The organism is Nocardioides furvisabuli, from assembly GCF_021083185.1.
Lineage (GTDB): Bacteria > Actinomycetota > Actinomycetes > Propionibacteriales > Nocardioidaceae > Nocardioides > Nocardioides furvisabuli.
Window position 1 is genome coordinate 348,370 of sequence record NZ_JAIGQB010000005.1, and the last position, 18,263, is coordinate 366,632.

The 18,263-nt window shown below is 72.2% G+C and carries 21 protein-coding genes; 5 read left to right on the plus strand and 16 right to left on the minus strand.

Annotation, left to right across the window (positions count from 1 at the left end):
* Nucleotides 1–14 precede the first annotated feature (14 nt).
* Nucleotides 15–482 carry a DUF5709 domain-containing protein gene (locus K4G59_RS12725; protein ID WP_231251425.1) on the plus strand — a complete coding sequence of 156 codons (468 nt, stop codon included), beginning with the start codon at nucleotides 15–17 and terminating at the stop codon, nucleotides 480–482.
* A gap of 143 nt (nucleotides 483–625) precedes the next feature.
* On the opposite strand, the gene K4G59_RS12730 is transcribed toward K4G59_RS12725, so the two are convergent.
* The 6 genes from K4G59_RS12730 to K4G59_RS12755 form a co-directional block, all read right to left on the minus strand.
* A complete protein-coding gene (locus tag K4G59_RS12730) occupies nucleotides 626–1,129 on the minus strand; it encodes a CHRD domain-containing protein (RefSeq protein WP_231251426.1) in 504 nt (167 codons plus the stop codon).
* 100 nt (nucleotides 1,130–1,229) lie between these two features.
* Nucleotides 1,230–1,973, minus strand: a complete 744-nt coding sequence (locus K4G59_RS12735; protein WP_231251427.1) for an SDR family oxidoreductase — start codon at nucleotides 1,971–1,973, stop codon at nucleotides 1,230–1,232.
* 8 nt (nucleotides 1,974–1,981) lie between these two features.
* Nucleotides 1,982–2,662 carry a histidine phosphatase family protein gene (locus K4G59_RS12740; protein ID WP_231251428.1) on the minus strand — a complete coding sequence of 227 codons (681 nt, stop codon included), beginning with the start codon at nucleotides 2,660–2,662 and terminating at the stop codon, nucleotides 1,982–1,984.
* Nucleotides 2,659–3,741 carry a phosphotransferase family protein gene (locus K4G59_RS12745; protein ID WP_231251429.1) on the minus strand — a complete coding sequence of 361 codons (1,083 nt, stop codon included), beginning with the start codon at nucleotides 3,739–3,741 and terminating at the stop codon, nucleotides 2,659–2,661. Before K4G59_RS12745 ends, K4G59_RS12740 begins: the two co-directional genes overlap by 4 nt.
* Nucleotides 3,738–4,499, minus strand: coding sequence for an SDR family NAD(P)-dependent oxidoreductase (locus K4G59_RS12750; RefSeq protein ID WP_231251430.1), 762 nt, complete (start codon nucleotides 4,497–4,499; stop codon nucleotides 3,738–3,740). The genes K4G59_RS12745 and K4G59_RS12750 overlap by 4 nt, the downstream gene beginning before the upstream one ends.
* Nucleotides 4,496–5,746, minus strand: a complete 1,251-nt coding sequence (locus K4G59_RS12755; RefSeq protein WP_231251431.1) for an acyl-CoA dehydrogenase family protein — start codon at nucleotides 5,744–5,746, stop codon at nucleotides 4,496–4,498. Before K4G59_RS12755 ends, K4G59_RS12750 begins: the two co-directional genes overlap by 4 nt.
* A gap of 40 nt (nucleotides 5,747–5,786) precedes the next feature.
* On the opposite strand from K4G59_RS12755, the gene K4G59_RS12760 reads away from it, so the two are divergent.
* Nucleotides 5,787–6,395, plus strand: coding sequence for a TetR/AcrR family transcriptional regulator (locus K4G59_RS12760; RefSeq protein WP_231251432.1), 609 nt, complete (start codon nucleotides 5,787–5,789; stop codon nucleotides 6,393–6,395).
* Between the two features lie 3 nt (nucleotides 6,396–6,398).
* On the opposite strand, the gene K4G59_RS12765 is transcribed toward K4G59_RS12760, so the two are convergent.
* Both K4G59_RS12765 and K4G59_RS12770 read right to left on the minus strand, forming a co-directional pair.
* Nucleotides 6,399–8,012, minus strand: coding sequence for an MXAN_6640 family putative metalloprotease (locus K4G59_RS12765; RefSeq protein WP_231251433.1), 1,614 nt, complete (start codon nucleotides 8,010–8,012; stop codon nucleotides 6,399–6,401).
* A 51-nt stretch (nucleotides 8,013–8,063) separates the two neighbouring features.
* A complete protein-coding gene (locus K4G59_RS12770) occupies nucleotides 8,064–8,459 on the minus strand; it encodes an FAD synthase family protein (protein WP_207084559.1) in 396 nt (131 codons plus the stop codon).
* Nucleotides 8,460–8,496: 37 nt separating this feature from the next.
* Between K4G59_RS12770 and K4G59_RS12775 the strand changes: the two genes are divergently transcribed.
* The gene (locus K4G59_RS12775; RefSeq protein ID WP_231251434.1) at nucleotides 8,497–9,783 is read left to right on the plus strand and encodes a DUF445 domain-containing protein; all 1,287 of its coding nucleotides are present in this window, start codon (nucleotides 8,497–8,499) and stop codon (nucleotides 9,781–9,783) included.
* Between the two features lie 25 nt (nucleotides 9,784–9,808).
* Here the strand turns inward: K4G59_RS12775 and K4G59_RS12780 are convergent, their stop codons facing one another.
* Nucleotides 9,809–10,999, minus strand: a complete 1,191-nt coding sequence (locus tag K4G59_RS12780; protein ID WP_231251435.1) for a phospholipase D-like domain-containing protein — start codon at nucleotides 10,997–10,999, stop codon at nucleotides 9,809–9,811.
* Nucleotides 11,000–11,035: 36 nt separating this feature from the next.
* On the opposite strand from K4G59_RS12780, the gene K4G59_RS12785 reads away from it, so the two are divergent.
* Nucleotides 11,036–11,296, plus strand: a complete 261-nt coding sequence (locus K4G59_RS12785; protein WP_231251436.1) for an RNA-binding S4 domain-containing protein — start codon at nucleotides 11,036–11,038, stop codon at nucleotides 11,294–11,296.
* Between the two features lie 6 nt (nucleotides 11,297–11,302).
* Here the strand turns inward: K4G59_RS12785 and K4G59_RS12790 are convergent, their stop codons facing one another.
* The 3 genes from K4G59_RS12790 to K4G59_RS12800 all read right to left on the minus strand — a co-directional run bounded on the left by K4G59_RS12790 (nucleotide 11,303) and on the right by K4G59_RS12800 (nucleotide 13,108).
* Nucleotides 11,303–11,644: an FKBP-type peptidyl-prolyl cis-trans isomerase gene (locus K4G59_RS12790; RefSeq protein WP_207085415.1), complete on the minus strand. Its 342-nt coding sequence runs from the start codon at nucleotides 11,642–11,644 to the stop codon at nucleotides 11,303–11,305.
* 55 nt (nucleotides 11,645–11,699) lie between these two features.
* Nucleotides 11,700–12,131, minus strand: a complete 432-nt coding sequence (locus K4G59_RS12795) for a CBS domain-containing protein (protein ID WP_231251437.1) — start codon at nucleotides 12,129–12,131, stop codon at nucleotides 11,700–11,702.
* A gap of 80 nt (nucleotides 12,132–12,211) precedes the next feature.
* Nucleotides 12,212–13,108 (minus strand): inositol monophosphatase family protein, encoded by an 897-nt coding sequence (locus K4G59_RS12800; RefSeq protein WP_231251438.1) that lies wholly within the window; start codon nucleotides 13,106–13,108, stop codon nucleotides 12,212–12,214.
* Nucleotides 13,109–13,149: 41 nt separating this feature from the next.
* Here K4G59_RS12800 and K4G59_RS12805 point away from each other — a divergent pair, with 41 nt between their 5' ends.
* On the plus strand, nucleotides 13,150–13,611 hold the full coding sequence (locus K4G59_RS12805; protein ID WP_231251439.1) for a DUF2231 domain-containing protein: 462 nt from the start codon (nucleotides 13,150–13,152) through the stop codon (nucleotides 13,609–13,611).
* A 9-nt stretch (nucleotides 13,612–13,620) separates the two neighbouring features.
* Here the strand turns inward: K4G59_RS12805 and rsgA are convergent, their stop codons facing one another.
* The 4 genes from rsgA to K4G59_RS12825 all read right to left on the minus strand — a co-directional run bounded on the left by rsgA (nucleotide 13,621) and on the right by K4G59_RS12825 (nucleotide 18,260).
* Nucleotides 13,621–14,628, minus strand: coding sequence for a ribosome small subunit-dependent GTPase A (gene rsgA / locus K4G59_RS12810; protein ID WP_231251440.1), 1,008 nt, complete (start codon nucleotides 14,626–14,628; stop codon nucleotides 13,621–13,623).
* Nucleotides 14,625–15,914 carry a 3-phosphoshikimate 1-carboxyvinyltransferase gene (aroA, locus tag K4G59_RS12815; RefSeq protein ID WP_231251441.1) on the minus strand — a complete coding sequence of 430 codons (1,290 nt, stop codon included), beginning with the start codon at nucleotides 15,912–15,914 and terminating at the stop codon, nucleotides 14,625–14,627. Before aroA ends, rsgA begins: the two co-directional genes overlap by 4 nt.
* 16 nt (nucleotides 15,915–15,930) lie before the next feature.
* Nucleotides 15,931–16,461, minus strand: a complete 531-nt coding sequence (locus K4G59_RS12820; protein ID WP_231251442.1) for a DoxX family membrane protein — start codon at nucleotides 16,459–16,461, stop codon at nucleotides 15,931–15,933.
* A gap of 68 nt (nucleotides 16,462–16,529) precedes the next feature.
* Nucleotides 16,530–18,260, minus strand: coding sequence for a sigma-70 family RNA polymerase sigma factor (locus K4G59_RS12825; protein ID WP_231251443.1), 1,731 nt, complete (start codon nucleotides 18,258–18,260; stop codon nucleotides 16,530–16,532).
* Between the last annotated feature and the right edge of the window lie 3 nt (nucleotides 18,261–18,263).

The window sequence follows — 18,263 nt, forward strand, 5'->3', positions numbered from 1 at the left end:
GGTAGGCAGGAGGCATGAGCGAAGATCGCGAAATCTACGGCGACATGTCGGTCGACGACGAGGACCAGCTGCAGCCCGGGGACACGCTGGACGACGGCGACCTCGAGGACGTGCTCGACCGCGGCTACTCGCCGCCGGACCGGGCCCCGAAGGGATACGAGGACTACCCGACCGAGGCCGAGCGCCTCCAGGGCGAGTCCCTCGACGAGAAGCTCGCCGAGGAGGAGCCCGAGCCCGACCCGTACGCCGAGGCGGAGGCCGAGGACGCCACCGACCGCGAGGACGAGAACGCCCTCGACGAGCAGCTCGGCCTCGACGAGGCCGACGAGCGCAGCGGGCGGCTGGTGCAGCCGGACGAGGGGCTCGGTGAGGACGTCGACAAGCAGGAGGTCGCCCTCGACGTCGGCATCGACGGTGCCGGCGCCTCGGCCGAGGAGGCCGCCATGCACATCACCCGTGAGCCGGAGCCGCCGACGGGCTGAGGGTCGGGCCCTTCCCCGCGTCGCGATCCCCGGGTACCCGGGGATCCTCGAGCCTCACCCCCGAAGCTTCGGGGGTGAGGCTCCAGTCTGGAGGGGGAGGCCTACTCCGGGACGCCCGGACCCACGACCTCGGACCCGCGACTTCAGCGCTCGACGGCCAGCTGCCCGCGGACCGCGCCGCCCGGGTACTCGGCGTTGTGCACGTTCACGTAGTAGCTGCCCGGGTCGGCCAGGATCTCCGCAACGGTCTGGTCCCCGACGAACTTGCCCGCCTCGCCCTCGGTCAGGCAGTCGGCCGCGTTGCCGTCGGCGGGTGCGGCCAGGTTGACCACGACCGGACCGTTCGTGCCGGCGGCTCCTTCATGGATGTGTGCCGCCACGGGGGTGCCGACCTTGTCGACCGTCAGCACGTAGCAGAGCGTGGTCGGGTCGCCATCGACACCGAAGACGTAGGCCTCGCCCCTGCCGTTGGGATCCCCTGCCAGGCGGTTGCTGGTGCCGACCTCTGCGCGGCCGGTCAGGTCGGCCTCGAGCACGACGTTGGTGTGGCCGGCGACGGCCATGCCCATGGGAACCACGGCGGCGGTGATGGCCGCTGCGGCAACCGCGCCCGCGATCGCGAAGCGCTTCTTCTTGGTGTCGAACATGTGAGTCTCCTGGCTGGTGGTCGGACCCCGTCGACAGGGTTCGTGACGGAGGTCACATCGGATTGGTCCGACCTCCGGCATGCGCCGGACCTCCTCCTGCCTAGCTCATCCTCCGCAGCACGCCCACCGGCACCCGCTTGATGGCGAACCCGAGCGGCACCCAGGGCCAGGCCGGCACGACGGCGGACTTCTTCTCCTTCTCGATCGCCTCCACCATGGCGCGCACGCCCTTCTCGGTCGAGGCCATGAGCGGAGTCCTGGCCGAGGTGCCGGACATCTCGGAGACGATGTAGCCCGGGTAGAGGACGGTCACCTTGATCGGGGTGCCGTGCACGTCGGCGCGGAAGCCCTCGGCGAGGTGCGCGACCGCAGCCTTGGTGGCGGCGTACGTCGTGATGTTCCTCGGCATCCCGCGCAGCGCGGAGAAGCTCGAGACCATCACGAGGTGGCCGGAGTTCTGCGCCCGGAAGATCTGGGCTGCGGCCTCTGTCTGGGCCAGCGCGCCGATGAAGTTGGTCTCCGCGGTCTCGCGGTTGGCGTCGAAGCGGCCGGTGCCGAGCGGCTGGCCCTTGCCGAGGCCGGCGTTGACGACGACCTTGTCGATGCCGCCGAGCTCGTCGCGGAACTCCTCGAAGACGCGGAAGACGGCGTCGTGGTCGGTGACGTCGAGCGCCTTGATGCCGACGCGCGCCTGGGGGTGAGCGGTGGTGATCTCGACGGCGAGCTCGTCGAGCCGGTCCGTACGCCGCGCGCACAGCGCGAGGTCGTGGCCGAGGGCGGCGAACTGGCGTGCCATCTCGGCGCCCAGGCCGCTGCTGGCGCCGGTGATGAGGATGGTCGACATGGGGGTTCCTAGCGGTAGGTGAGCAGGTCGGGGGAGCCGTCGGCGAAGAGGTGGTCGTGGGCGTTGTACGTCACGAGCGTGGTGCCGCTGGCGCCGCACACCACGGTGGAGGCGCCGGTGTTGACCGACACCGGGTTGAGCCGCAGCCAGAGGTCCGTGCGGGCACGCGCGTCGTCGGCGAGCAGGGACGCGGCCGCCCACGCGACAGGGCCCCCGCTGGTCAGCACGACCGCGGTGCCGCTGCGGGGCAGCGCGGTCACGAGCCGGTCGAGGGCGGCCTCCACCCGGGAGGTGAAGGCGCCGAACGACTCGTCGTAGGCGTCGTCGTGGTCACCGGAGGTCCAACGCAGCGTGGCCTCGGTGAACCAGCGCTGGAAGGCGGCCTTCTCGGACTCGCCCTCCACGGTCGTCGGCTGGTCGTGCACCGCGAGCACCTGGACGTGGTCGAACTCGTTCCACCCGGCGTCGACGTCCACGCCAGTGGTCCACCCCGCCCCCTCGAGGACGCCGCCGGCGGTCTGGGCGTGCCGCTTCATCTCGCCGGCCACCACGACGTCGGGGCTCACGCCCCGTGCTGCCAGTGCGGCTCCGAGCACGCGCGACTGCTCGTGGCCGGTCGGCGACAGGTTGTCGTAGTCGTCGGCGCCGAAGGACGCCTGCCCGTGCCGCACCAACAGGATGCGGCTCACGTGCTCGCGTCCTGGATGAGCCCGTCGAGCCGGCGCCCGATGATCTGCACGGCCGGTCCGAAGAGGGCATACATCTCGTTGGTCGTCTGACCGTGGAAGTACCGGTAGTAGATCTGCTGGGCGATCACGGCCATGCGGAAGAGCCCGAAGACCTCGTAGAAGCGCCACTGCTCGCGGCTCACCGACCGGCCGGTGCGCTCGGCGTACGCCGCCACGAACTCGTCGCGCGTCAGCATGCCGGGCAGGTGGGTGGGCACCCGCCGCATCATCTGGAACTCCTCGGTGTCGTCGGCCTGGACCCAGTAGGCCATCGAGCCCGCGAGGTCCATCAGCGGGTCGCCGAGGGTCGCCATCTCCCAGTCCAGCACCCCCACGACCCGCGTCACGTCGTCGGCGTCGAGCACGAGGTTGTCGAGCTTGAAGTCGTTGTGGATCACGCAGGTGGCCACGTCGTCGGGCTGGTGGGCGTCGAGCCACGCCATCACCTGCTCGAGGTCGGGCACGTCGTCGGTGCGGGCGTTGCGGTAGCGCGTCGACCAGCCCTCGACCTGGCGGCGGACGTAACCCGCACCCTTGCCGAGGTCGGCGAGCCCGGTCGCCTCGGGGTCGATGCCGTGGAGCTCGGCGAGCACGTCGACGGCATCGAGGCAGAGCGCGCGCGCCTGCTCCGGCGACAGCGGCACGTCGGCCGGCCACTCGCTGCGCGGGATGACACCGGCGATGCGGTCCATGGCGTAGAAGTCGCCGCCGACGATGTCGGGGTCGTCGCAGAAGGCGACCATCGGGGCGACGTAGTCGAAGACCGGCGCCAGTGCCGACTGGATGACGTGCTCGCGGTGCATGTCGTGCGCGCCCTTGGCCTTCGTGCCCTTCGGCGCGCGGCGGACGATGAGGTCGCGACCGGACGGGAAGCGCAGCAGGTAGGTCAGGTTGGAAGCCCCACCCGTGAACTGCTGGACGGACGGCTCGCCGTCGAGACCCTCCGGCGTCGTGGCGTGCTCGCGCAGCCACGCGGCCACGCGGGCCACGTCGAAGGCGTCCTCCTCACGCACCTCGCGGGCGCCCGGCACGGCGCTCACGAGCCGGCCGCCTGGAGCTTCGCCGCCTGGTCGCGCATCACGGCGTCGTAGGCGGGCCGGTCGGCCCACTTGAGGAAGTAGGCCTGGCGTGCGGCCTCGTCGGGCACGATCACGTCCTCACCCGCCTCCATCCCGGCCAGCACGGCCGCGGCGATCTCGTCAGCGGTGACCCGCGAGCGCTCCACCAGCCCGCCCACCACGCGGCCGACGAGCTCGTCGGAGCCCTGCATGGAGTCCATCAGGTTGGTGCGGAAGTAGGACGGGCACACCACGCTCGCGCGGATGCCGTACGCCGCCAGCTCGTGGCCGCAGGTCTCGGTGAAGGCCACGACGGCGGCCTTCGTGGCGTTGTAGGAGCCCATCCCGGCCGGGTGCACGAGGCCGGCGAGCGAAGCGACGTTGACCAGGTGGCCCGACCCCTGCTCCTTGAGCATCGGCGTGAACGTGCGCGTGCCGCGCACCAGGCCGAAGAGGTTGATGTCGGTGATCCACTGCCATTCCTCGAGCGTGCAGCGGTCGACCCGCCCGCCGCCGGCGACGCCGGCGTTGTTGACCAGCACGTCGAGACCGCCCCAGCGCTCGCGTACGGCGTCGAGGGCGGCGGCCCAGTCGTCGTCCGAGGTGATGTCGAGGACGAGATCCACGCCTTCTGCGGCGACGCGGTCGGTGGCCATCACCTCGTCGCCACGGTCCCGGAAGGCCGTCACGAGCGCCGCGCCGAGACCGGAGGCGGCTCCGGTGACCAGGACCCGGTTCACGCGTGCTTCCCGAGCTCGATCTTGGCGATGACGTTGCGGTGCACCTCGTCGGGCCCGTCGGCCAGGCGCAGGGTCCGCGCGCCGACCCACGCCGCGGCGAGGGGGAAGTCGTCGGACATGCCCGCGCCGCCGTGCAGCTGGATGGCCATGTCGATGACGTCGAGCGCCATGTTGGGCACCTCGACCTTGATCTCGCTGACCGCGGAGTAGGCCTCGCGGCTCATGCCCTGGTCGAGCAGCCACGCGGCGTGCATGACCAGCAGGCGGGAGCGGTTGATCGCGATGCGGGCGTCGGCGATGCGCTCGCGGTTGCCGCCGAGGTTGGCGATCGGCTTGCCGAAGGCGGTGCGCGACACCGCGCGGGCGCAGGCCAGCTCGAGGGCGCGCTCGGCGAGGCCGATGGCCCGCATGCAGTGGTGGACCCGGCCGGGACCGAGGCGGCCCTGGGCGATCTCGAAGGCGCGCCCGGGGCCGAGCAGGACGTTGGAGACCGGCACGCGCACGTCGTCGAAGGAGACCTCGCCGTGGCCGAGCGGCTCGTCGTAGTAGCCCATCGTGGTGAGCATCCGCTCGACCTTCACGCCGGCGGCGTCGCGGGGGACCAGCACCATGGTGTGCCGGGAGTGACGGTCGGCGTCGGGGTCGGAGAGACCCATGAAGACGAAGACCTTGCAGTCTGGGTTGCCGACGCCGGTGGACCACCACTTGCGGCCGTTGATGACGACCTCGTCGCCCTCGACCGTCGCGGTGGCGGCCATGTTGGTGGCGTCGGAGGACGCCACCTCGGGCTCGGTCATGCAGAAGGCGCTGCGGATCTCCGCCCGCAGGAGCGGCTCGAGCCACTGCTCGCGCTGCGCGTCGGTGCCGTACTTGAGCAGCACCTCCATGTTGCCGGTGTCGGGGGCGTTGGAGTTGAAGACGATGGGCGCCATGAACGATCGGCCCATCACCTCCGCCACCGCGGCGTAGTCGACGTTGGAGAGTCCCTCGCCGCCGTCGGTGCCGAACTCGGCGGCGTAGCGACCGGCGTGCGCGGCCGGCAGGAAGAGGTTCCACAGGCCCTGCGCGCGGGCCTTGGCCTGGAGCTCGGCGATGACCGGGTCGGGCGTCCAGCTGTCGCCGCCCGACTCGCGCAGCCGGGTGATGCGCCGGTGCGCCTCGGCCTCGATCGGCTCGATCTCGTCGCTGACGAAGGCGTGCACCCGGGCCCGCAGGTCCGCGGCGCGGGGGGAGAGGGAGAAGTCCATGACGTTGACCTTCGCACACTGTTGAGCAATGCTCAACAGTGTGTCCGAAGGTTCCGCAGCGCCCGCCACCCGGCCCGTACGCCGACGGCTGAGCGCGCTCGACCGGCGCCGCCAGCTCGTGGGCATCGGGCTGGCCAAGATCGTCGAGACGCCCATCCAGGACCTCTCGATGGACGACGTCGCAGGGGAGGCGGGCATCTCGCGCGGGCTGCTCTTCCACTACTTCCCGACCAAGACCGACTTCTACCTCGCCTGCATATCCGCGGCCGGTCGGCGCATCCTGCGCAACACCGCCCCCGACGAGGCCCTGGCCGGGCCCGAGCAGGTGGAGCAGGCGACCCGCCTGATGATCGAGCAGATCGAACGGCGCCGTGACTTCTACCTCGCGCTCGTCCACGGGCACGGCGTGGCCGACCCGCGGGTGAGCGAGGTGATGGACTCCGTGCGCGAGGGCAGCACCGACCGGGTGGTGAAGGCGCTCGGCATCGAGGAGCGCCAGCGTGCCGTCGTACGTGCGTGGTGGGCCTACACAGAGGACCGGGCGCTCACCTGGTCGGCAGTGCCGACCGGTGAACGCCCGGTCTCGTTGTCCCAGCTGGTCGCGGAGTGCGTCGCGGCGCTCCACGCCCTGCTGTCGATCAGGGTGTGAGGCTCAGCGCTTGGTGACGCGACCCGTCACGGCGAAGCGGGCCCGGTCGTCGAGCGGACGGCCACCGCAGGCCAGCAGGGTGCGCTGGTTGCAGCGGTAGCGCGTGGACGCGTTGACCAAGGTCACCGACACCGCGGCCACCGACCGGTTGCTGAAGGCGACCTTGGTGTGGCCGTCGCCGCCGCGGTTGAGGCGGACCAGCTTGACCTTGCGCTTGCCGTTGGCGAGGTAGGTCACGACCACGGCGGCGGGGGAGGTGCGCTTCGCCGGCCCGGCGACGCGCACGGCGAGCTTCCACTTCTTCGCCCCGAGGCCCTTGCCGGGGACGTAGACGTAGGACGCCGACGACAGGTGGTTGATCCGGGTGGCGAAGCGCTTCGCGCGCTTGTTGCGGCGCAGCGCCTTCGCACCGCGCACCTTGGGGGCGGGGTACTCCACGCCCTCGGGGTAGTTCAGGGCGGGGATCAGGTTGCCGGCCGCGAACTTCGCGTAGACCTTGGTCAGCCCGCCCTTGCCGCGCAGGACGCGCTGCAGCGCCGGGATGGAGCTCTTGCCGCCGTCGGACTTCAGCGAGCCCGCCTGCTTCCAGGCCTTCTTGACCAGGCCGATGCCGTAGCGGTTGGTGAGGTACTCCCAGAACACCCAGTTGCCGTACTGGTAGGTCGAGGTGCGGCTGAAGGTGTCGAGCGGCACGTAGGGCGCATAGATCTGGCTGGTCGGGAAGTACTGGCGGTTGTCGTTGACCTGCGAGGCGATCCGCTCCTCCATCCAGGTGGCCGTCGACTCCATCATCCACGGGTCCTCGGCGTAGTCGTAGGCGAACTGGACGGCGTGGAAGAACTCGTGGCCGGCGGTGACCGCCAGGTTGTCGTTGGGGGTGCCGGACGGGAACTGCGCCGCCGCGTAGTCGTTGTCGAGCACGCAGTAGCCCGAGGCGGTGCGCTTCTTGACGCGGCGCTCGGGGGCGCAGAAGCCGTAGAGGCCGGTGCCGAGGTCCTTGAGGTAGACGTCGAAGAGCGCGTTGCCACCCTCGGCGCGGTCACCCAGCGGCGCGCGGTAGCCCAGGCCGTCGACGATCGTGGACCACACCGAGTCCATCGTCGCGAGGTTGTGCGCGGCCCACTCCGGCGACGGCGGCGCGTCGGCGCCGGTCGGCACGTAGTGGAGGCAGATACGGGTGTTGCACAGCGGTGCCGCCTCGGGGACGGTGTAGCCGAAGCCCTGGTTGTCGCCGGCACCGTCGGTCGGCCGGGCGAGCAGCGCATCGGCGCCGCGCAGGTCCTCGCCCCGCAGCTGCGAGCGCTTCACGAACAGGTCACGCAGGGCGATGGTGGCGGACGGGTCGCGACGCGTCGCGTTGCCCGACAGCACCCGTCGCGCGGTCGCGAGGGTCTCGGGAGCCGTGGCGTCCGAGACCTCCGGCACCGCGCCGGGCGCGAGGCCGAGGCCGTTCTCCAGCGCCTTGTCGGCAGCCTTCTCGAGCGCCCTGGTCTGCTGCTGGACACCGGTGGTCGCCTTGCCGGCAGGCCTGTCCCCGTCGGCGGCGACGGCGGGGGCGGACAGCGCCGCGCCACCCACCAGTGCCATGGCCACAGCGGTCGTGACGATTCTGCGCATGATTCCCCTCGTGGTTGTCATCTGGTGGGCGAGCCTAACCGGCGCACCGCCTCAGAGGTCGGCGATGTGCTCGATGATCGCGGTGGTGGAGATGGCGGGCGTGCGCTCGAGGTAGACGACCTCGCAGGCGTCGGAGAGCTCGTCGAACTTGCCGGCCCAGTCGTCGCCCATCACGAGCACGTCCGCGCCGTGCTCCACGATGTAGTCGCGCTTCTGCTCCAGGCTCTCCTCGACGAAGACCTCGTCGACCACCTTCAGCGCCCCGACGATCGCCAGCCGCTCCCGCTCGCTGAAGATCGGCGCACGGCCCTTCTTGCGCTCGTTGAGCGCATCGGCGGAGACGCCGACGACGAGCCGGTCCCCGAGCGCGGCAGCCCGCTCCAGCACCCGCAGGTGCCCGACATGGAACACGTCGAACGTTCCGAAGGTGATCACGGTGCGAGGCATGCGCGGCATTCTGGCACGGTCGGGGAGGATGGTCCGCATGCCCACCACGGCCGCACCGAGGCAACCCTCCCTCTCGCTCGTCACGCCGGATCCGGGCGCTGACGAGGCTCGCCGACGCGGTCTGCGCCAGATGCGTACGGTCGCGGTCGGGCTGCTGGTCCTCGCCGCCTGCGTGTACGTCGCGACGCTGGGCCGCGACGGGTTCTGGGGCTTCGTCAATGCCGGCGCCGAGGCGTCGATGGTCGGTGCGATCGCCGACTGGTTCGCGGTGACGGCGCTCTTCAAGCACCCGCTCGGACTGCCGATCCCGCACACCGCGCTGGTCCCCCAGCGCAAGGACGAGCTGGGCAAGGGGCTCGAGGAGTTCGTGGGGGAGAACTTCCTGCAGGAGGACATCATCCGCGAGCGCGTCGCCGCCGCGACGATCTCGGCCCGCGTCGGCGAGTGGCTCGGTGAGGAGGCCCACGCCCGTCGCGTGGTCGACGAGGTCGCCGACGTCGCGGTCATCGCGCTGGGGAAGGTGCGCGACGACCATGTCGCCGACCTGGTGACGCAGGCGCTGGTGCCGCGCTTCCGTGAGGAGCCGATCTCGCCCCTGCTGGGCACCACGCTGATGGAGGTCCTGCGCGACGACCTGCACCACGGGCTGGTCGACCTCGCCGTGGACGAGCTGCACAGCTGGCTGGTCGACAACCCCGAGACGTTCACCCGGGTGCTCGAGGAACGTGCCCCGTGGTGGGCGCCGCCGAAGCTCAACGACGCGGTCACCTCACGGCTGCACGTGCAGGCCCTCGCGTGGCTGGAGGACATCCGCGACGACCCGCACCACCGGGCTCGGGAGGCGCTGGACTCGATGCTCGGCCAGCTGGCCCACGACCTGCTCAACGACACCGAGACCCAGCATCGCACCGAGGGCCTCAAGGAGCGCCTGCTCGACCACCCGCAGGTCGTCACGACCGCGATCTCGCTCTGGAAGGCGATGCGCTCGGCGCTGCTCGGCTCGATCCAGGACCCGCAGGGTGCGGTGCGGCGACGCCTGCTCGACGAGCTGAGCGCGTTCGCCGGGCGGCTCCGCGACGACGCCGCGCTGCGCGAGCGCCTCGACCGCACGGCGGCCGACCTGACGGTCTTCGCCGTCGAGCGCTACGGCGCCGAGCTCACGACCGTGATCACCCACACCATCGAGCGGTGGGACGGCAAGGAGGCCGCGCGCCGCATCGAGCTGCACGTGGGTCGCGACCTGCAGTTCATCCGGATCAACGGCACGATCGTGGGCGGACTGGTGGGCGTCGTCATCCACGCCCTCAGCCTGGCTGTCCACTGAGCCGGCCGGACCTCGGCGGCAACCCTCAACGGCAGGGCTTCATCACGGGCATGACCCGCGAGCGGCCCTGCCAGGCGCGGGCGTACGCGTCGTCGAAGTGCGCGAGGTACTGCCCGTGCAGCCAGCGGTTGCCGACGATGCGCAGCATCACCTCGTCGTTGTAGAGCAGGCCGCCGCACGTGGTGTTGGACGTGCCGGTCACGACCAGGTGCGTGGCCCGGCCGCGGAACTTCGCGTGCACCGCGAGCATCTTGTCGTGCGTCAGCACCGTCCGCACCCGGGCGTCGGGGACGTCGCCGACCGCGAGCGGCTGCTCAAGCCAGTTCTCCACGGTGTCGCGCGAGGTGACGATCCGGACCCGGCAGCCCGACCGCGACAGCCGCGCCAGCTGGTCGCGTACGTCGGCGCGCTGGATCACCGCGAACATCGCCGACACGTCCCGGGCCCTTCGCGTGCACGAGATGTCGCGCAGCGTGGAGAGCAGCAGGTCGTCGCGGTTGGGGTAGACGGCGGCGGTCGTGTCGCCGCTCCTCCACACCTTCTGCCGGTCCTTCCAGCGCACCCCGTCGACCTTGAGGCTCTGGGCCTGGAGGCGGGCGAAGTAGTCGACGCCGAACTGGTGCAGGCCGGGGTCGTCGATCTTGAGGAACGAGTTGTACTGCCGGTACTGCCGGTCCTCGAGGTTGGCCGAGGACGTGATGAACGACTGCACCCCGCCGATGTCGGTCACGTAGAACTTCAGGTGCTGCACGTTCTGGCTGTCCGGGAAGGGGCCCTTGGCGCGCCAGGGCAGGCAGGCGCCGCGGCAGATCGTGACATTGGTCCGCGCCGGGTCCTGCTCCTCGAGCGTGCTGATCAGCCGGCGGCCCTGCTTGTTGAGCCGTAGGTCGTCGTCGCCGACCAGGAGCACCGTGGCGCCCCGTCGCTGCGCGGCGAGGATCGCGTCGGTGGGGGGCTTGATGTCCCAGCGGAACATGGCGATCCGGATCGTGTCGCCGGGGCCGGCGGTGTCGAAGAGCCGGGCCGGCCGGTCCAGCACGGTCGGGTCGTTGCGCCGGGAGGGCGGCGAGGTGAAGCACACCTCGATGCCGCCGCGTGCCTCGCACCCGCTCTTCCCGGGCCGCGCCGCCTCGCGGGCCTGGGTGGGCGCGCCGAGCGTGAGCAGGGGAGCCAGCAGGCCCAGGACCAGGACGGTGAGCAGGGTTCGTGTCCGCACGGTGGTCCACCCTAGGTGTACTGGTTGACTGGGCCCATGCCTGACGACCACCGACCCGTACCGATCGACGTCCCGATCCGCGACGAGTCGATCCGGCTCGGCCAGTTCCTCAAGCTCGCCAACCTCGTCGAGACCGGCGCGGAGGCCAAGCCGGTGATCGCCGACGGCGCCGTCCGGGTCAACGACGAGGTCGAGACGCGCCGGGGCCGCCAGCTGGCCCCCGGTGACGTGGTCACGCTGGGGCCGCTGGCTGCCCGGGTCGCCCACGGAGAGGTCGAGATCGACGTCCCCTGGTGACGCTCGCTAGCGGACCTCGAGCAGGTCCACCACGAAGATCAGCGTCTCACCGGGCTTGATCGCGCCGCCCGCGCCGCGGTCGCCGTAGCCGAGGTGCGGCGGGATGACGAGGCGACGACGGCCGCCGACCTTCATGCCCTGCACGCCGGTGTCCCAGCCGGAGATGACCTGGCCGATGCCGAGGCGGAACTGCAGCGGGGTGCCGCGGTTGTAGGACGCGTCGAACTCCTCGCCCGTGGAATGGGCGACGCCGACGTAGTGGACCGAGACGGTCGATCCGGACGTGGCTTCGGGGCCCTCGCCCTCGACGAGGTCGGTGACCTCGAGGTCGGCGGGCACCTCGCCCATGTGCGGGTCGACGTCGGGCTTCTGGCTCACGGTGGTTCCCATCAGTAGTCGGGTGTCAGGTCTGGTGGACGTAGTGGTCGAGCTGGTCGCGCTCGAACTCGAGCTCGCCGATGCGGCTCTTGACCACGTCACCGATGGAGATGATGCCGGTCAGCCGCCCGTCGGCCACCACCGGGACGTGCCGGATGCGGTGCTCGGTCATCGTCTGCATGAGGTCGGTGAGGCCGTCGGTGCCGGTGCAGGTGCGCACGTCCGCGGTCATGATGGTGCTCACCGGGGCGCCCAGGACAGCGTCGTCGTCGTGCAGGCGGCGGACGACGTCACGCTCGCTGACGATGCCGGAGACGCGCTCGCCGTCGTCGCTCACCACGAGGGCGCCGACGTTGTGCTCGGCGAGCAGCGCGACCAGCTCGCGCACGGTGGCGTCGGGGCTGATGGTCACCACGGCCTGCTGCGCCTTGGCGTGGATGACGTCGTTGATCTTCATCGGGGCACCTCTCGTCCGGTCGTGCACGGTGACGGTGACCTCACCGTAGCCAAGCGCGGCCGTGGGCGACAGACCTCCTGTCAGTCCAGGACGGGCGGGGCCTGCCGGTCACGCAGGTTGCTCACCGAGCCGGGCCCGCGGCGCGGGACGTCGGGGTCGGAACCGTCGTCGCCCAGCGAGCCCAGGAAGGACAGTGCGGCGTCGTGGAGGTGGCCGTTGGAGGCCAGCGCGTTGCCGCCCCACGGGCCGTCGGTGCCGTCGAGGGAGGTGAACCGGCCGCCGGCCTCGCGCACGATGACGTCGAGCGCCGCCATGTCGTAGAGCTCGAGCTCGGGCTCGGCCGCGATGTCCACGGCGCCCTCGGCGAGGAGCATGTAGGACCAGAAGTCGCCGTAGGCACGCGTGCGCCAGCAGCGTCGCGACAGCGACACGAAGTCGTCGAGCCGGTCGCGCTCGTCCCAGCCCCCCAGCGAGGAGTAGCTCAGCGAGGCGTCCTCGAGGCGGCGTACGTCGGAGACCTCGCACTTCGTCGCCTTGAGCAGGGACCGGCCCGTCCAGGCGCCGTTGCCGACCGAGGCCCACCACCGGCGCTGCAGCTGCGGTGCTGACACCACCCCGAGGACGACCTCGTCGTCGACCGCGAGCGCGATGAGCGTGGCCCAGACGGGGACTCCGCGCACGAAGTTCTTGGTGCCGTCGATCGGGTCGACGATCCAGCGGCGCTGGCTGTGGCCGGTGCTGCCCTGCTCCTCCCCGACGACCGCGTCGCGCGAGCGCACCCGCGACAGGGTGCGGCGGATGCCTTCCTCGACGGCCTTGTCGGCGTCGGTGACCGGCGTGAGGTCCGGCTTGCTCATGACGTGCAGGTCGAGCGACTTGAAGCGCGCCTGGGTGATGGAGTCCGCGTCGTCGGCGAGGACGTGCGCCAGGCGCAGGTCGTCGGTGTGGTCGTGTGAGCCGGGGCCGGTGATGGGCATGTCCACAGGCTATTCCCAGCATCGGGTCCTACCCTGCACGGATGGAGCTCAACGGTGTGCCGCTGCACCCGCTCGTGGTGCACGCAGTCGTCGTCCTGGGTCCGCTGGCGGCGCTGACCGGCCTCGCGTACGCGTTCGTGCCGCGGTGGCGCTGGCTGCTGCGGTGGCCGCTGGTCGTGCTCGCGGTGGTCACCGCGGCCACCTCGCTGCTGGCCGTCGCCGCGGGTGAGGACCTGCTGGCCTCACGTCCGGAGCTCGCGCCGATCGTGGCGGAGCACGAGGAGGACGGCGAGCTGCTGCGCACCGTGTCGCTGGCCTACGTCCTCGTCTCCGGTCTCGCCGCGTGGGCGCTGGGCGGGGCCTCGGCGCTGGCCTCGGGTCGCGGCGCGCGCGAGACCCGCTTCGGCGTCCCGGTCATGGCGCTGCTCGCGGTCGGTGCGGTCGCGCTGCTCGTCACCGTCTACCTCGCCGGCGACTCCGGCGCACAGGCCGTGTGGGGCTGAGCGGCAGGACTACCAGTCGCTGGAGGCCTCGCGCGCGGCCAGCAGCCGCCGGAACGACTCGACCCGGTCGGCGTCGGCCTCGCCCGCGGTGATCGCCTCGTCGAGCCCGCACTCGGGCTCGCCGGTGCCGTGGGAGCAGCCGCGCGGGCAGGTCTCGGTCATCTCGTCGAGGTCGGGGAAGGCCTCGATGAGGTTCTCCGGCTGCACGTGAGCGAGGCCGAAGGATCGGATGCCGGGGGTGTCGATGATCCAGCCCTCGGCGTCGGGGAGCTCGAGCAGGTAGGCGCTGGTGGAGGTGTGCCGGCCGCGGCCGGTCACGGCGTTGACGATGCCGACCTCGCGGTGCGCGTCGGGGATGAGTGCGTTGACGAGGGTGGACTTTCCGACTCCGCTGTGGCCCACGAAGACGCTCGTGCGCCCACGCAGCCGGTCGCGGAGCTCGGTGAGGTCTCCTGCGCCCTCGCCCCTGAGCTGGGTCACCACCCACGGCACCCCGAGGGAGCGGTAGGTCGACAGCAGCACCTCGGGGTCGGCCAGGTCGGCCTTGGTGAGGCACAGCAGTGGCGCCATCTGGGCGTCGTACGCCGCCACGAGGGCCCGGTCGATGAGGCGCGGGCGCGGCTCGGGGTCGGCCAGCGCGGTGACCACGACGAGCTGGTCGGCGTTGGAGACGATCACCCGCTCGACGGGGTCGTCGTCGTCGGCGGTGCGCCGCAGGGTCGTGCTGCGCGGGACGACCTCCACGATCCGGGCCAGCGAGCCGTCCACCCCGCTGGTGTCCCCGACGACCCGCACGTGGTCGCCGACCACGACGCCCTTGCGCCCCAGGGGGCGCGACTTCATCGCCATCACGCGGCGTCCGTCGAGCAGGAGCGTGAAGCGACCGCGGTCGACGGTGACCACGCGCGCGTCGACGGCGTCGTCGTAGCTCGGCCGGTCCTTGGTGCGCGGGCGGGTGCGGCGCCGGGGGCGTTCGTAGTGCTCGTGGTCGTGCTCGCCGTAGCGCCCGGTCGTCACGCGGACCCGCCCCGCACGGCGGTGCTCCACGCGGTCGCGAAGTCGGGGAAGGTCTTGGCCGTGGTGGCGATGTCCTCGACCAGCACGTCGTCGACGGCCAGGCCGAGGATGACCCCGGCGTGGGCCATGCGGTGGTCGGCGTAGGTGTGGAACGTTCCGCCGTGCAGCGCGGAGGGTCGGATCGACAGGCCGTCCTCGCGCTCGGTGACGTCCGCGCCGAGCCGCCCGAGCTCGGTGGCGAGCGCCGTGATGCGGTCGGTCTCGTGGCCGCGGATGTGCGCCACCCCGCGCAGGTGGGAGGGGGAGTCGGCCAGGGCGCAGAGCGCGGCGATCGCGGGCGTGAGCTCGCCGACGTCGTGCAGGTCGAGGTCGACCCCCGAGAGGCGCGCCGGTCCCTGCACGGTGAGGTCGCCGTCGACGAGGCTGACCTCGCAGCCCATCAGCGTGAGGATCTCGCGCAGCTCGTCGCCGGGCTGGGTGGTGGTGGCCGGCCAGTCGGTGACCGTCACGCGACCGCCCGTGGCGGCGCCGAGCGCGAGGAAGGGCGCGGCGTTCGACAGGTCCGGCTCGATGGCGTGATCGACGGCGGCGACCGGCCCGGGGGCGACCGCCCACCGGTCGGCGTCGCTGTCGTCCACCCCGACACCGTGCTGGCGCAGCATCTGCACGGTCATCTCGATGTGGGGGAGCGAGGGCACCGGCTTGCCGACGTGGCGTACGTCGACCCCGTGCTCGTAGCGGGCGCCGGCGAGCAGCAGCGCCGAGACGAACTGCGACGAGGCGCTGGCGTCGATGGTCACGGTGCCGCCGGACACCGTGCCGCTGCCGCGCACGGCGAAGGGGAGGGCGCCGCGGCCGTCGTCGTCGACGTGGACGCCGAGGTCGGCCAGCGCCGTCAGCATCTGCCCGACGGGCCGCAGGCGCATGTGGGGGTCGCCGTCGAAGCCCACCGTGCCACGCGCGAGCCCCGCCACGGGCGGGACGAACCGCATGACGGTGCCGGCGAGCCCGCAGTCGACGTCGGCGTCGCGGTCCCACGCCTGCGGGGTCACCGCCCAGTCGCCGCCCCCCGGTCCGGCGGTGTCCTCGATGCCGGTGCCGAGCGAGGTGAGCGCGGCAGCCATCAGCAGGGTGTCGCGCGAGCGCAGCGGACGGCGTACGACGCTCGGGCCGTCGGCGATCGCGGCCAGGACCAGCGCGCGGTTGGTCAGCGACTTGCTGCCCGGCAACGAGACGACCCGGTCCACGGGGTCGAGGGGACGGGGCGCCGGCCAGAGCTCATTCACCCGCGCACCCTATCGATCAGGTGAGCTGGGCCTTGGCGAGCTTCGCCTCGCGGCGGGCGTCCTTGGCCACCTGCCTGGCCTCGCGGCGCACGTCGGCGGCGGCGCGACGCGCGCGCCAGGCCAGGCCGGGCCGGCCGTCGGTGTCGACGCCGGCGAGGAGCAGGCCCCCGAGGATGGAGGTGTTCTTCATGAACTGCAGCCGCTGGGCGGCCTTGGCCTGCGGGTCGGACTCCTCCCAGAAGGGGTGCCCGGCGAGCGTGGTGGGCACCAGCGATGCGGCGAGCACGGTGGCGCTCAGGCGCGGCGCACGCCCGGTCGCGAGGGCGGCGGCGGCGAGGATCTGGGCGCCGGCGTTGATCCGGACGAGCGTCTGCGTGTCGGTGGGGATCGGTGCCCCGGGCACGGCCCGCTGGGCCAGCGGCACCATCCGGTCGGCGACCTTCTTCGCCTTGACGGCGTGCGCCTCGGTGTTGCGGATGGCGTTGATGCCGCCGGCGACGAAGATCGTGGCGAGCATCGGACGGGCGAGCAACCGGGTGATCGTCATGGCCCTTGTCTACACGATGCGCCGAAGGGGCGCCCCGCCCGCAGGGAGGCGTCCGGAGCGGGTCGTCCTCAGCCGAGGACGGCGCGCCACGTGTTGTTGGACACGTCGGTGTCCGGCTGCGCCGTGGACAGCGAGGCCACGACCTGCGCGCCCTGCGGTGCGACGACCTCGAAGGAGACCGGGGCGAGGTTCGCGCCCGAGATCTGGCAGGTGGCGCGGGCCCGGTTGGTGGTGCACCGTCCGTCGTTGGTGCGCACCACCTCGGCGCCTGCGGCCTCGACCGTGAGGACGGCGCTGGAGCCGGACGCGAGGGCGGCGACCCGCAGCACCACGTCGTACGTCGGTCGCGTCCCGGACGCGGAGCCGCCCAGGGAGACGTCGGCGGCCGCGGGCGGCGGCGTCGTCGGGGCCTGGGTGGGTGTCGGGTTGCCCGTCGGCTGGGCCGTGGGGCTGGAGGCGGGGCTGGACGTGGGACTCGAGGTGGGGCTGGACGTGGGACTCGGGGGGGTGGACGTGGGGCTGGAGCTCGGGTTCGAGGTGGGCGTCGGCTTCGAGGTCGGCGAGGTCGAGGGGGTGGTCGTGGGGGTGCTGGTGGGACCGGTCGTGGGGTCACCGGTCGGATCCGTCGTGGGATCGCCGGTCGGGTCGGTCGTCGGGTCCGTGAGCGGATCCGTGGTCGGGTCGCCCGGGGTGGTCGTGCCGGGCACCACCACCTCCTCGCCGGGCGCGATGACCACGGCGTCCGGACCGGTGGCCGAGCGGCGCGGCGAGCCACCAGCAGGGGCAGCCGCCGACGGGTCGGTCGTGGACGGCGTCGACGTCGACGTCGGCGCGCGGAGTGCCGCGGGTTCGCCGGGCGCTCGGTCGGGGCCGCCGATGCCGAGCGCGATGCCGCCGGCCACGACCACGGTGCTGGCGGCCACGCCCGCCACGGCGGCGGCGCCGGCGTTGCCGGCGACGAGGTCGCGGACCCGCCCGACCAGCAGGCCGATCCCGCCAGTCACGGTGCCGGTCACGGCGGCACCACCGAGGTAGGCGGTCGCCACGCCGCCCAGCAGCAGGGGGGCGAGGAGGCCGCCGAGGTTGCTGTTGACCTCGGTGAGCTCGAGGTAGATGGCCATGCACGATCGGCACTCGTCGAGGTGCCCCTGCACCCGGGCGGCGTCGCGGCGCGAGACGGCGTTGCGGACGAAAGCTCCGAGCTGGCCGTGGGTCCAGCGGCAGTGGTCCTGCTCGAGCTCGGCGACGTGCTGGGTGAGGAACGCCTGGCGCAGTCCCTCGCGGGCACGGTAGGCCAGTGCGGAGACCGAGTTGGCGCTCATGCCCAGCAGCGGCGCGATGTCGGCGGGCTTGTCGCCCTCGACCTCGGTGTGCCAGAGCACCAGCTGCCACCGCTCGGGCAGCGAGGCGAAGGCGCGGGCGGCCGCGGCGCTCTCGAAGCCCTCGACGGCGGTGTCGCGGAACGGCACGCCCGGGTCGAAGGCCTCCATGTCGTCGGTGGTGTGCAGCTTCGCCCCGGCGCGGAACCGGTCGACCTGGAGCCGGCGCACCGAGGTGAGCAGGTAGGCGCGGAAGGCGACGTCGGGGCCGCCGCCGCGCTGCAGCACGCCGAGCACCTTGACGAACGCCTCGGAGACGAGGTCCTCGGCGTCCCCGGCCGGGACGAGCTGGCGGGCCAGGCGTCGGGCCGCGCCGACGTGCCGTTCGAAGAGGGTGCCGTAGGCGTCGAGGTCCCCGCCGCGGACCGCCGAGATCAGCTCGGCGTCACCCGGCGCTTCGACGCTGGTGGCAATGCTCATGTG

Coding starts and splice junctions, on each gene's coding strand:
- K4G59_RS12725 (WP_231251425.1), top strand. CDS start 15: ATGAGCGAAGATCGCGAAATCTACGGCGACATGTCGGTCGACGACGAG.
- K4G59_RS12730 (WP_231251426.1), bottom strand. CDS start 1,129: ATGTTCGACACCAAGAAGAAGCGCTTCGCGATCGCGGGCGCGGTTGCC.
- K4G59_RS12735 (WP_231251427.1), bottom strand. CDS start 1,973: ATGTCGACCATCCTCATCACCGGCGCCAGCAGCGGCCTGGGCGCCGAG.
- K4G59_RS12755 (WP_231251431.1), bottom strand. CDS start 5,746: ATGGACTTCTCCCTCTCCCCCCGCGCCGCGGACCTGCGGGCCCGGGTG.
- K4G59_RS12765 (WP_231251433.1), bottom strand. CDS start 8,012: ATGCGCAGAATCGTCACGACCGCTGTGGCCATGGCACTGGTGGGTGGC.
- K4G59_RS12770 (WP_207084559.1), bottom strand. CDS start 8,459: ATGCCTCGCACCGTGATCACCTTCGGAACGTTCGACGTGTTCCATGTC.
- K4G59_RS12775 (WP_231251434.1), top strand. CDS start 8,497: ATGCCCACCACGGCCGCACCGAGGCAACCCTCCCTCTCGCTCGTCACG.
- K4G59_RS12785 (WP_231251436.1), top strand. CDS start 11,036: ATGCCTGACGACCACCGACCCGTACCGATCGACGTCCCGATCCGCGAC.
- K4G59_RS12790 (WP_207085415.1), bottom strand. CDS start 11,644: ATGGGCGAGGTGCCCGCCGACCTCGAGGTCACCGACCTCGTCGAGGGC.
- K4G59_RS12795 (WP_231251437.1), bottom strand. CDS start 12,131: ATGAAGATCAACGACGTCATCCACGCCAAGGCGCAGCAGGCCGTGGTG.
- K4G59_RS12800 (WP_231251438.1), bottom strand. CDS start 13,108: ATGCCCATCACCGGCCCCGGCTCACACGACCACACCGACGACCTGCGC.
- K4G59_RS12805 (WP_231251439.1), top strand. CDS start 13,150: ATGGAGCTCAACGGTGTGCCGCTGCACCCGCTCGTGGTGCACGCAGTC.
- K4G59_RS12820 (WP_231251442.1), bottom strand. CDS start 16,461: ATGACGATCACCCGGTTGCTCGCCCGTCCGATGCTCGCCACGATCTTC.
- K4G59_RS12825 (WP_231251443.1), bottom strand. CDS start 18,260: ATGAGCATTGCCACCAGCGTCGAAGCGCCGGGTGACGCCGAGCTGATC.